Source organism: Psychrobacter sp. GW64-MNA-CIBAN-0177, from assembly GCF_040309585.1.
Classification (GTDB): Bacteria; Pseudomonadota; Gammaproteobacteria; order Pseudomonadales; family Moraxellaceae; genus Psychrobacter; species Psychrobacter okhotskensis.
In genome coordinates, this window is record NZ_JBEOOY010000001.1 from 252,767 (window position 1) to 265,991 (window position 13,225).

9 protein-coding genes are annotated in these 13,225 nt (G+C 45.2%); 2 read left to right on the plus strand and 7 right to left on the minus strand.

The genetic code is table 11. The annotated features are described in order from the left end of the window. Positions 1–35: 35 nt before the first annotated feature. The 4 genes from AAEY79_RS00995 to AAEY79_RS01010 form a co-directional block, all read right to left on the minus strand. A complete protein-coding gene (locus AAEY79_RS00995) occupies positions 36–428 on the minus strand; it encodes an RnfH family protein (RefSeq protein ID WP_352286848.1) in 393 nt (130 codons plus the stop codon). Continuing rightward, positions 416–1,558, minus strand: coding sequence for a hypothetical protein (locus tag AAEY79_RS01000; RefSeq protein WP_352286851.1), 1,143 nt, complete (start codon positions 1,556–1,558; stop codon positions 416–418). The genes AAEY79_RS00995 and AAEY79_RS01000 overlap by 13 nt, the downstream gene beginning before the upstream one ends. A gap of 234 nt (positions 1,559–1,792) precedes the next feature. Next, entirely contained in the window at positions 1,793–2,461 is a 669-nt protein-coding gene (locus tag AAEY79_RS01005) for a cytochrome c (protein WP_025651708.1), read from the minus strand. A 361-nt stretch (positions 2,462–2,822) separates the two neighbouring features. Then, positions 2,823–3,158 carry a cytochrome c5 family protein gene (locus AAEY79_RS01010; protein ID WP_037025007.1) on the minus strand — a complete coding sequence of 112 codons (336 nt, stop codon included), beginning with the start codon at positions 3,156–3,158 and terminating at the stop codon, positions 2,823–2,825. Positions 3,159–3,550: 392 nt separating this feature from the next. On the opposite strand from AAEY79_RS01010, the gene yihA reads away from it, so the two are divergent. Continuing rightward, a complete protein-coding gene (yihA, locus tag AAEY79_RS01015) occupies positions 3,551–4,324 on the plus strand; it encodes a ribosome biogenesis GTP-binding protein YihA/YsxC (RefSeq protein WP_025651710.1) in 774 nt (257 codons plus the stop codon). A gap of 104 nt (positions 4,325–4,428) precedes the next feature. On the opposite strand, the gene AAEY79_RS01020 is transcribed toward yihA, so the two are convergent. Then, entirely contained in the window at positions 4,429–5,097 is a 669-nt protein-coding gene (locus AAEY79_RS01020; protein ID WP_352286853.1) for an HAD-IA family hydrolase, read from the minus strand. A 147-nt stretch (positions 5,098–5,244) separates the two neighbouring features. Continuing rightward, a complete protein-coding gene (locus tag AAEY79_RS01025) occupies positions 5,245–6,255 on the minus strand; it encodes an RluA family pseudouridine synthase (RefSeq protein WP_025651712.1) in 1,011 nt (336 codons plus the stop codon). Positions 6,256–7,496: 1,241 nt separating this feature from the next. Here AAEY79_RS01025 and AAEY79_RS01030 point away from each other — a divergent pair. Further along, entirely contained in the window at positions 7,497–11,864 is a 4,368-nt protein-coding gene (locus tag AAEY79_RS01030; RefSeq protein WP_201575821.1) for an Rne/Rng family ribonuclease, read from the plus strand. 225 nt (positions 11,865–12,089) lie between these two features. On the opposite strand, the gene AAEY79_RS01035 is transcribed toward AAEY79_RS01030, so the two are convergent. Beyond that, a complete protein-coding gene (locus AAEY79_RS01035) occupies positions 12,090–13,019 on the minus strand; it encodes a DUF808 domain-containing protein (RefSeq protein WP_201575830.1) in 930 nt (309 codons plus the stop codon). Between the last annotated feature and the right edge of the window lie 206 nt (positions 13,020–13,225).

Consider the following 13,225-nt stretch of genomic DNA (forward strand, 5'->3'; position numbering starts at 1 on the left):
TGATAATGCTTAAGCTTAACGGTTCGGCTAAATGATTAACCTCGAGACTTACTTTTGCGCTGAGACATAGGATCAGCGCTTAAGCTGCGATAGACTTCTATCCGGTCAAACGGCTGCAATTGATAATTTAGCGGCTGCTTTTGGGCGTAGATACCTACATGCCAACGCTTAGCCGCTGGTGCTGTCACATGTACCACTTCCTCACACCACGTTGCCAATGCTGGAAATTGCATCAACCAGCCTGCTTGCGCGAGTGCCTCGTACAAAGTAGTGCCCTCAGCGACTGACAACGTCAGATAATGTTGACGCTGCGCCTTTTCAGCATATGCCAGATATACTGTCATGAACGCGCTCCGCTTAGACTGGGCCACAGTATTACTGTTACGAGTATGGTTAAATTCAACCGCATCAGCCGTTAGCTCAACCACTGCATCACCCAGCCTATTAATGCCAATAGCAATGCCACTGGTACAATGAGACGTATCGCTACCCGCCATAGGTTATAGAACGCTTCATTGCCAAAGTTTAGAGACTTGCGTAAATGGCTTATCTTCATCTGCCAGCCGGCGAAAATCGACAACAACAATACCGTGATACTACTGATAATAACCAGTAACCCTACTAGCCATGTAGTCGGTATAACGAGGACTAGTACCAGCGCTACCACAAAAGTTATCATCAAGCTAACCAACAGTCCAAACTTATGCGCCAACTGCTGTGCACTATAATGTAGCAAGTAGCTCGCCACAAACACCACCCCTAGCCAATAAACCAGTTGTCCGATCGGCGGTAGTGCCATGCCACTGATGAATAATGCTACAACGCCAACCAATAACTGTAATATCCATATAGGCAATACCAGCTTGGTCGCCCGATATTCTTGATTGGCACGAGTGCGTGCTGGCTTTTGCGCATTGATATTGTCTACCTCTACCGCTGTGACGACTTGCTTGGTTGATAAATGTTGACCGAACCAATACAGTCCTGTACCCGCCCCCACACTGACTAGCGCTAAAGCAACCGCGCGCGCCCATTCACTTAAGCTGATACCCGTCATCGCAAAGTCAATATTCGGCAAACCATTCGCCACCCCTAGCAGCAAGCCGACGAGCATTAATCCTAAGCCAATCGGTAAAGGCGTAACACCGAGTAAGCTTAATAAGACGGCGATGACCATCAATCCCGCAGCGATAGCAAAGCTTGGAATGTCAGGTGCACTATTAATATCGCTAAGCGCTGATACAATACCCGTGCTAGCGCCCGATATGACTAACGCGGCAATAATAATCGAAACTAGGGCTGCCAACCAACCAAAGCTTCGCCATAACGGACTGGCATCAGCCTCACGAGTGAGTTTCTGCATACCTGCCAACGGGGCATCGACACTACGATAAGCGAGCGCAATCTCAGCATATACCACTGGCAGTGAGACCAATAGCATTGCCAACAGCCAAAGTAACCAAAAGTCAATCTCACCAATGGACGCAGGCGCAAACCAGCGAAACAACAATAGTGGTAGCAACGCGGCGATAAAATAAGAAGCATAGCGGATCATCATAATCTAAATCCAAACGATCTAAAGTGAATAACGATAATTTATAACCCTCTGTACAATACACAGGTCTGTTTAATATAAGGGACTATCTAATATAAGGGACTAGCAGTTATAAAAAAACCCCGAAATCGGGGTTTAATAACTAAATAATGGCTGACACCTAAGCGACGGTTCCATAGCAAGGTGCTATCTATGATACAGCCAATTTATAATATAGCCGACGCTAAGCAATATCAATTAGTGAACGGCGCTCACATAGTCGGCCAAAATACGGATATCGCGATCCGACAGCTTAGACGCTACTGTCTGCATCATACCCTTTTCACCTTCTTTCGCTGCATCGTTAGCACGCTTTTGATCATCGCTTGCGATATCATCTTCGCGGCCAGCGGCACGGAACAGTTTTAGCTGAGTCGCAATATATTGCGAGTGTTGTCCACCTAAACGTGGAAACGCCGCCCAAGTATTACCGGCAGCATCTGGACCATGACAACCTGCACAACCAATAATGCCACGAGATTTGTCACCACCTAAAAACAGCTTGGTCGCTTCTTGGTTAGTCGCTGGATTACCGAAGCCAACGCCCCAAGGTGCTTGGCTTGCATAATAGCCTGCCACATTGGCCAAGTCTTGTTGCGACAAATTCGCCACTTGCGACTGCATAATACCGTTTTTGCGGTAGCCTGCTTTAAAATTGACCAACTGCTTATAGAGATACTTAACATTTTGGCCGCCTAAATTAGGCTGAGCAGGAACAACACTGACACCGTCAACACCATGACAAGCTGCACAGACTGTTTCTGCAATTTGCTTGCCGGCGTTAACGTCATATTCGGGAACAACAATAGCAGCTTGTACGCTGAAACTTGCAACGCATAAACTGGCAGCAGCGATTAACTTTTTCATTGATACAAATCCTACTAGCTCGGCGTAAGCATTATTTAGAGTGGTTGCATCGACGAGCCCATTGATATACGTCGCGCTACTATTTAGCGAGTTCAGCATATATCTTATGGACTTGCTACAAGCAGTCTGAAAGTACTTACTAACATCAGGGTTTATTTTGGATTATTATAGCAAGACTTTATAGTATTTGCCTACTTAATCCCTAATTAATACCTACTCAGTCACAGTAGCCAATGGTTTTTCTATTGGTGCTACCACAGAAAACTGCCTGAAAAATAAAAAGCGCATGAGGGGTATGCCCCTAGCGCTTTATTATATCCGTCTAAAATTTTGGTCAGGCACCTGCTATTTATGCGTTTTGCTATTTACTCATATAGTCAATCAGCTTGCGATAGTCATCATTACTACAGTTATCACAGAGTCCGCCAGCTGGCATCTGTGTCATACCACTTTTGACTGAGTTGATCAGAGCTGGCATGCCTTTTTGTTGGATGAGCTGCTGCCACTTAGCACTGTCGCCTTTTTTGATAGCATTCAACGCGCCACTATCGTGACAAGCCGCACATGAGTTATTATAGGTCGTAGCAATATCAGCAGCACCGGCACTGGTTGTCATTGCCGTTGTCAGGACAAGCGCTGCGCCGCTACCTGCTAACAGACGACAGGTTTTGGTAAAAAGTGTGGTGATTGAAGACATGGGACACCCCCTTATGTGTTTTTCAGACGTTTAATTTAATATTTGCTTAGTTAAATACGATCTTAAACGTTTTTCATTAAACATTGTAACAATATATGTCGACTTAATATACATGAATCGAGTTTGGCTTTCGTAACGCCTTTATTGTGCTGTAAAGAACTTTCGCTAAGCGCTACTACGCTTTAATGGTATGCTGTCGTTTATATGAGACTAATCGCCATCATTTCAATAAGTAAGACGGTTAATAGTATAGAATAGTCACTAATTTGAGACGATCATTGCTATCAGCCTTAGCCACTCGCGTTTTATTTATTCGATGCGCCGCTTGAACGATTAGCCAACCCCCAACTCTCACTACCGTATCCAATTTTTTGCAGATTAATGAGCCATTTATGAGTACCCCGTTTACAGATGTCGCCGCCGAACATGCGGTGTTTAATACCAAATCGCGCCAACGAATTCAGCAAACTGAGTTTATGACGTCAGCACCTACGTTTCGCCTTTGTCCGCCTGATGTCGGGTTAGAGGTTGCTTTTGCAGGACGCTCAAACGCGGGTAAGTCCTCGGCTATCAATGCATTGACCAACCAGCGGCAGTTGGCGCGCTCGTCCAAGACGCCTGGGCGTACGCAGATGATTAACTTTTTTAGTATTGGTGACAAGCACAGACGTCTGGTTGATTTACCAGGCTATGGTTATGCTGCCGTGCCGCTGGAGATGAAAAAAGAATGGCAGGTCGAATTGGAAGAATACCTGGTATCGCGCTCAAGCCTAGCAGGTTTGGTGTTGATGACAGATATTCGTCATCCGCTCAAATTCTTTGATGAGCAAATGCTATTTTGGGCCAAAGAAGGTGATCTACCTGTCCATATTTTGCTGACTAAAGCGGATAAATTGAAATATGGCGCTTCTAAAAACGCCTTACTCAATACCCGTAAAAGACTAAAAAAGTTAGGTCTTAAATGCACCATTCAACTGTTTTCTGCCTTAAGAAAAGAAGGGCTTGATGAATTGGCTGGGGTAATGGGCAATTGGTATGAGTACCAGCTTAGTGATGACAAAATCATTGAATCTTCTTTTAATCTGCTTGATGATGAGCCACTTACAGAAGAAGATATGTTTGAAGATAATGAGCAGCCTAACCATGAGTTGCCAACTGATAAGTAAATAGCAGAGTATTAGTAGTACTTCATAAAAGTTGATAAAAAAAAGGGTGTATCGTTAATAGCGATACACCCTTTTTTGCTGTCATGTATTTGTTCACATTGATTCTAGCCGCACAACAGTTTCGCTAATTCTTGCGGTGTCTCTACCTGATAAGTGGGTAACTGAGCAGCCAGTTCGGCGCTGGATGCGGTACCATAGTTGACAGCAATGCTAGTCATACCCAGCTTATTTGCCATTTGAATATCATAGATACTGTCACCGATGAATACCGCGCCTGATATTGGCTGCTGCGTATGATTCAAGATGTCGGTCAGCATTTGTGGATCAGGTTTTGAGCCTGACTCATCAGCACAGCGGGTAATGTCAAAATAATCATGACTTGCCGAAGCATCCAATACGCGATCCAGTCCGCGCCGCTTTTTGCCAGTAGCCACGGCAAGCTTACGACCCTGCTGTTGCAAAGTCTTTAGCATGGCCTCCGTAGGGGCAAAGAACGGTGTGCGATGGCTATTTGGAATATAGTAGTCAGCGTAGCTTTGCTGAATGGCCAGCTTTTGCGTGTCACTGGCCTGTGGATACAAAATCTCAATACCGTTCATCAGGCTAAGACCAATGATGTCTTTGACTGCTTGATCAGTCGTGTGAAAGCCATGCGCCTCTCCAGCCACATGCATAGACTCAACGATTAGACCAATTGAATCCATCAACGTACCGTCCCAATCAAAAATAACTAGCGTCTTATCAGCTAAGCTATGATCAGACTGTTCACTCATAAATTTGCCTTAGTAAATGGTGTGCATTTATTACAGATACTAAAACGTCACGCCGACTTATTAATACAAATCAATAAGTGAGCATGACGTTTAGGGTTAACACTTAATACTGGCTACACTTTAACATGGAGCGCAAAGCGGTCAAGTTTATTCAGGTAACTTGGTCTGCTCTGGTAGCCAATCAGCCATCTCATCTGGTAATGGTGCAGTAATAGTCTTATAACCCGGAATGTCTAAGCGCCATGCATGCAAGCACAGACGATGCACGCCAGATTTGTCATGTACGTTGTACTTATCGTCACCTAGGATAGCGTGACCCAGATGAGCCAAATGCACCCGGATTTGATGGGTACGACCCGTTAGTGGCTTCGCTTCGATTAAGCTGACCGGCTGACCGGCAATCATAAAACGGCCATGCACGATAATATCTGTCTGGCTTTCTTTAGATTGAGGATCCTGCGCATCTACTTTCACGCGGCGCTCACCACTAGCCAGTGTATAGCGTAGCAATGGTGCATCGATACGTTGCTCATTCAGGGCAGGCTGACCCTTAGCAATGCATAGATAATGCTTTTGGATGGTTTTATCGACGAGATGCTGCTGCAAAGTTTTCAGCGCTGAGCGCTTCTTAGAAATCATCAGCAGACCTGAGGTATCTTTATCGATGCGATGAATCAGCTCTAGGTATTTTTTACCAGTCACTTCACGCATGGCTTCGATAACGCCAAAATCAAGGCCGCTGCCACCATGTACGGCAATACCAGAAGGCTTATTGAGCACTAGCAGACCATCGTCTTCATAGACCACTCGCGCCAATAAGCTATTGGCAAATTCAGTGCTGATAATGGGTTTTTCACGGGTCGCCAGCTGTACAGGAGCGATACGCACCACATCCTCACGCTGCACTCTATCGTGTGCTTTGCAGCGCTTATTATTAACTCGAATCTCATCTGAGCGAATCATTTTATAGATGTGCGACTTGGGCAGACCTTTTAGACGGTTCAATAAAAAGTTATCTAAGCGCTGGTCGTGCTGATGGCGAGTGACTTCAAGGTAATTGACCTTTTCAAAGTTACTAATCTCATCGTCGGCGCTTTGCGGGCGAGTTTTGCTATTGAAGATAGCAGGAGCTTCATGGGTAGTTGCGTCGTCAGTCATTTTGGAGTTTGTCATTTTTAGTTAGGTATTTACACAAAGATTTGTTATAGTTTAGCATGTTGAGCGCCAATTAAGCAGAGGTTGCGGCAATAATCGTTATTGTCTCAAACAACTTATCGCCATCTTTACTACTTGCTAGTAACGAGGCCTACATTGTACTTCAAGCTAATTTTGCACGCATCATCTAATTTTTAGGATAAAATGCCAATTAACACATGGCATAGCGTCCAGTAAACGGTATTTATACCAAATATAATCGCCTTGACCATGGTAGCAAACGCGCCCATGTATCAAGCGATAGCAGTACACAACTACTCATTTAACGCACGACCACGACTTGATTTTTAATCATGCAAGCGCGCGCAATTGAGCAAGTGATGGTAGTCCGATATTAAGAGTTTAGAGCTGCCTGAATATTGGCGGTCAAACAGATATAATAGATGTCATATAAAAGATATATACCCAATCGAGCGATTCGCCGATTACTATTCTGTTTGCCAAGTACGCCCCGCTGAGCAGCAGCGCAGTGGCACTCTTAAGGTCAGACACCAAAATACATAGATGTTATAAGTTAAAATAATAGATAAAACAATTGATTTGATTTGAGCCAATATTGAGAGGTTCGTTGAATTTAACGGTTTAGCGAATAAACCGAACAGCGAATGAATTGTGACCATGTGGCAAGCGCTTCGATAGACTCTTACAAAGTATATTACATGCCCTTCACCACTTTAGATGTTCATCATCTTGGTAAAACTTACGATGGCAAGGTGTTAATCGCCAAGCCTCTAGGCCGATAAAAACGGTTGACAGTCGGTGTCGATATTTTAGCGGTAGTTTTCAAGCCCTTAAAGTGTGACAGTAGATAATATTACAGCCTTACACCCTGTATCAGTAACTACTTAAAGCTCTCTGTTTGCTACGCTCAAACGCAGTCAATTCATTGTGAATTAATAGGCAATTTTTTTATATGTGCCACTTAATACGCTCTTTTATTTATTCAATTTTATCTGAGCACAATGCTGCTCTATCATCTGGTATTTTTAGCTAATCTTAATATTAGCGTCCCTTGCTACCACCGCTTCCTTACTTTGGTTATTATTATATTGATCACTGTCCAATTGGCAGTCTGAATAAATCGTTAATGTGGCTTGTTATAAAAGCCACTTACCATAAAAGTTTTTTCATTCAGAGTTTTTCAATATATTAGTCGTTGTCCTGTGTATTCATAGGATAATAGTATGAAACGCATTCTGATTAACGCCACTCAAAACGAAGAAATTCGTGTCGCCTTATGTAAAGGCAACCATCTTTACGATTTCGATTTAGAAAACCGTACCCGCGAACAAAAAAAATCTAACATCTATAAAGGCCACGTCACCCGTGTCGAGCCGTCGCTTGAAGCCGTGTTTGTCGAATATGGCTCACAGCGTCAAGGGTTTTTGCCTATTCGTGAGATTTCTGCCGAATACCTTAGCGGCAATCCACGTGATGAAAATATCAAAAAATTGATTAAAGAAGGCGATGAGCTCATCGTCCAAGTCGAAAAAGAAGAGCGCGGTAATAAAGGCGCTGCCCTATCGACTTATGTGTCATTAGCCGGACGTTATCTGGTATTGATGCCAAATAACCCTCGTGGCGGCGGTATCTCGCGTCAAATCTCGGGCAAATTGCGCGAAGATATGAAACGCATGCTAGGCGGGCTTGACTTGCCAAAAGGCATGAGCGTCATTATTCGTACTGCTGGTATTGGTAAAACTCAAGAAGATTTGCAACACGATTTAAACCATCTGCTCAATATCTGGCAAGCCATCCAAGAGCAAAACCAAAAATATCCATCACCGCGCTTGGTACATCAAGAAGCGGGCGTTGTTACTCGTGCCGTGCGTGATTATCTACGCGATGACATTGCTGAGATTTGGATCGATAACGAAAACGCTTATATAGAAGCGGCAGGCTTCATCGATGCGGTCATGCCAAAACAAGCTGAAAAACTGCGTAAATATACCGATTATGAGCCGATGTTTTCGCGCTTTAATATCGAAAAACAAATCGAAACTGCCTATCAGCGTGAAGTGCGCCTGCCATCAGGCGGCTCAATCGTTATCGATCAAACTGAAGCCTTGGTCTCTATCGATATCAACTCAGCCAAGTCGACCAAAGGCTCAGATGTCGCTGAGACGGCTTATCATACCAACTTAGAAGCCGCAGACGAGATTGCTCGTCAATTGCGTCTGCGTGATATGGGCGGCTTAATTGTCATTGATTTCATTGACATGAATGACAATAAGCACCAAAAAGAAGTGGAAAAACGTCTGATTGATGCCACCAAATATGACCGCGCGCGCGTGCAATTTGGAGATATCTCTAAGTTTGGTCTGATGGAGATGAGCCGTCAGCGTCTGCGTCCGTCATTAGAAGAGTCGACGGGTTATATCTGCCCGCGCTGTCATGGCAACGGTATGATTCGTGACTTGCGCTCGCTGTCACTATCGATTATGCGTCAGATTGAACAAATTGCGCTAAAAGAGCGTCAAGGTGAAGTGCAAGCCGAAGTACCGACTGATATCGCCGCTTTCTTATTAAATGAAAAGCGCGATGCCTTAGTTTATCTTGAGCAAGACAGTGGTACGCGTATCACCATCTTGCCGCACGCACATTTAGAGTCACCAAACTTTAAGCTACACTTTAACCGTGATGGCTTTGCGCCTTCAAGCTACGAGCGTATTACGGATACAGCCCAAGAACATAGTGATCTTGGCTACGAGGTTGACTGGCAAACTGCTGAGAAAGAGCGTCCCGAGCAGCAGCCGACCCGCCAGCCACGTCAAGTAGCAGACAATAGCGCCACAAGCCAAGCAGCTAACCGCGCACCTACTACTGCCCCAAGCGCAACTGAGCAACAGCAGACTAGCACCGTCAGTCATAGCAATGAGCGTCGTAATAATACGAATACGAACGCCAATAACGCTGTGTCAGCACGTGCACCACAAGACAATAAAGCGAGCGTTGCCGCGCCTGTAACCACTCAAGCTGCTAGTGTTGCAACGACTGTGCAGCCGCAAGCTGTGGCATGGTTGTCGAATCTATTTGCACAAGCCCCGCAGGCGCAAACAACCAATAGTGTCAGTAGTCGTGATGCCGCAGAAGCCATCGAAGCCCTCGTAAACAATGGTGGGCAAAGTTTAGGCTCTTTCGGACAAGTTGATAATAGCGCGTTGACTGGCAATGCCCAGAGCACATCGCAAACGACTCAACCAGAGAGCAGCCAAAAAAGCGATAACCAAGCGTCGAATACCAACGCTAACCGTCAGCAAGCACGTCGCAACACGGACAGTGATAATGACAGTGACGACAACAATGCTGAGGATAGAAGAAGACGTAAGCCGCGCAAATCAAGATCTTCTAAGCCGCATCAAAGAAAAGAGCAGCGTGACGAGACGAGCAATGATGATGTAGCCAACAATAATGCCGATAGCAGCGCTGCAACCAATACTGATGACAAGTCAGCTGATAGTAGCCAAGACAAACGTCAGCAGGACAATAGCAATAGACGCCCTAACGATCGTAACCGCAATAATCGTCAAGATAGCAACCGTAATAGTAATAACAACGGGCGTAACGACGGAAATCGCGATGATACTGAGCAAAAAGACAGTAACGAGGCAGCGGCAGCAGACGAGCAGACTCGCACTAAACGTAAGTCGAACGCTCAGCGTGCCTCACGCGGCAAGCTTGAGCGCGGCGATACACTAACAGCTGACAATGTTAAGCAAAACGCTCAGCAAACGGCTACCAGCGCTAGCAAGAACCAATCAAGCACACGCCGAAACCAAGACCCTAACGAAGTAGTGCTACAGGTCAATGAAGCAACCAATGAGCTTAAGACACCAGAAGTGGTGCACTTATCCTTAGATGACAGCAAGTCTACACAGACAACTCGTCAGTCAGCTGAAGAACAAAGCTCCGCGCGCGATACGACGAAAGACGAAGCAGCGAAAGAGCCTACAGACAATAGTCATACTCAGCAGAACGCTGCTAAAGAAAGTGTCCACCAGCAAAATAGCGCGGTGAAAAATACTGACAAGCATGGTACGAATGAGCACGGTACCAGTCAGCACGTTACCAGTCAGAAAAGTACTCAGGTGAAAAGTGCTCAGGTGAAAAGCGCTGAAGAAAAAATCACTGAAGAAAAAAGCGCTGATATAAAAAGTAACGCTAAACAGGATAATGAGTCTGTTAGTGAGACGCAAAAAGGCAATACCCAAGCCAATACTGGCAAAAGCAATGATGCAGAAGTGAGCACTACGGCAGATCAGGTGCAACAGGCTGCACCTACAGACGACCGTAAAGTCAATGACAAAACAGCATCGGTAGATGAGCAAACAGCGTCTAAAAACAGTGTTGACAGTCAAGCGGATAGTCAGAAGCCAGTCACTACTGAGGCAGCTAGCGTAGCAGCAGCACCAAGCGCACAAAAAACTGACGACGGCAATGCAACTACGCCCGCGACGGATACTAGCAACCCTAGTAACTCAGCGCTTGAGCTGACGCATGACGCATTGTTTGCCAAACGCTACGTGACAGCTAAGAAGTTCGGGCAAGCGAGCAATGACCCACGTGTCGTTCGTAGTCAGCAAGCGCAATCTGCTGAGCAGCCGCAAGCAACTGAGCAAGTAGTAACAAGCGCACCAAGCATTCGTGGTACAGTTGGTGACTTTGTTCGTAAGGCATTAACCGATGCAGAAAGTCGTTTAAAAAATGATGGTGTCATCAGCTGCTTTATTGCTGCTATCGAAGCACATACGCAGCAAGCCCAACCGGCTGTTAATGGCGCTAAGGTTGAACGCGATTCAAGCGAGAACAAAGGCGACGACAATGACTTTGCCACTCGTCGCTTTGACTTTAGCAACTACGGCTATCAACCTTTAGCCGCGGATTACCTTGCCCGCTTTGAAGCGATGACGCAAGCGGTCAGTCAGTTTGCGGCAGCGCAAGGCAAAACAGCCGTTGAGCCACGTGCTATTGGCAAACGTGCCAGCAACGATCCACGCGGTCAACATCCTGATTATCAGGAACCAGCGGTACTCACTATTGCTGATGAGCAAGCAGCGCAGCCAACCATGACCGCTAGCGAGCCAGTCACTGAGTCTAAGCAAGCTGGTAACGACGTGGATGCGCACAAGGTAGAAGCGACAGCCTTAGCCAATCAAACGCAGACATACGATATCACTGCTGAGAGCGAACAACTGCTAAAAGCAGAGCAAGCGCTAGAAGAGGCAAATGCCAGTGGCAATGGCAATGATAATAGCATTGACAATAAAACTGCTGATGTCAAAGATGTTGAGGCTGAGCAAGCAGAAACTGAGCAGCCTATAGTGGAGCAACTGACTAAAGAAGAAAGTCAGGCAGCTAAGTCAAAAACCACGATTGCCAGTTATAAAAACATGATTGAGAATGTGGCGGAGCAACTATTGCCACAAACAGGTATGTTTAATTTAACCACGCCAAAAGTACCAAAGGCGCGCAGCCGTAAGCCAAAGACTGACCATAAAAAGCCAACGCAAGCTGAAAAGCTAGAGTCTGGTGAGTCAGACAGCGAAAGCTAATTGTAGAGCCCAAAAGCAAAAGCCCCAAAGTTGTCAGCAACTTTGGGGCTTTTTTATTCTATAGGTTGCTTTAAGTCTTAACATTGATCGCTTATATGCATTATATTTAATGTATAGGCAAGGAATTTTAGAATCGCTACAAGGCGACCGACCGCAGATAGTACACTGAGTACATCTAAGGCGTGTAACACTGTAGCGATTTAAAAGTGCTCTGACTATAGCGCTTTAATGCGCAGAAGAAGCGTCTTTATCCTTACCGCGTATTTTGCCAATCATCGTCATAATGCCAACCATGATCACACCTACTACCAAGCCGACCAAACCATTTAGCAGCATTGTCGTCGCACTTTCAAATATGCCAGTCAGATGCGCCAAGTCTTCGACTTCATGATGCAAAAAGTCGATACCGTGTACCAGAATACCACCACCGACTAAGAACATCGCCAATGTCCCAGCGATAGTTAAAAACTTCATCAGCTTGGGTGCCGCCGATACCAAAAATTTACCGATTTTTTGCGTGACACTGCCTGATTTTTTCATCAGATAAAGACCCGCATCATCCATTCTGACGATACCAGCAACCAAGCCATATACCCCAACCGTGATCGCTATCGCAATAATGGAGAGTACCAAGCTTTTTTCTAGCAAGCTTGCCCCTGCAGCTGAGCCTAAGGCAATGACGATAATCTCAGCAGACAAAATAAAATCTGTCCGAATAGCGCCTTTGATTTTTTCTTTTTCAAAAGCAACAAGATCGATGGTTTCATCCGCATTGGCTTGCCGACGGGCATTTTGCTCCTCGTCGTGTGGTAAGACGTGAGGCCAAAACTTATGAATGACCTTTTCAGCGCCTTCATAGGCTAAGAATAGCCCGCCACACATCAGCAAAAACGTCACCAAGGGTGGATAAATGGTACTGATTAATAACGCGGCCGGTACTAAAATGAGCTTATTGATGAATGAACCTTTAGCGACGGCCCAAACCACTGGTAACTCGCGATTGGCTTTGACCCCTGTTACCTGCTCCGCATTCAGGGCTAAGTCATCACCTAGCACCCCTGCGGTTTTTTTGGCGGCCACCTTGGTCATGACCGAAACGTCATCGAGTATTACACTGATATCATCAAGTAGGGTTAACAAACTGGCACCTGCCATACGCACTCCTTAGTATAAATTCGCTTAGATTAGTAAATGTTTCAAAATGACAGTACTTCAAAATAAATGTTGCAACATAATAGTGATGTCATCATAAAAAGTGATTATAAGCAGTAGACTACCTATAGGTGCGACGATATGAAATAGTACAAATGTATTTTATTTTTTCAAATTTAACCGCCATCGATGCATTATGTTTATGATGG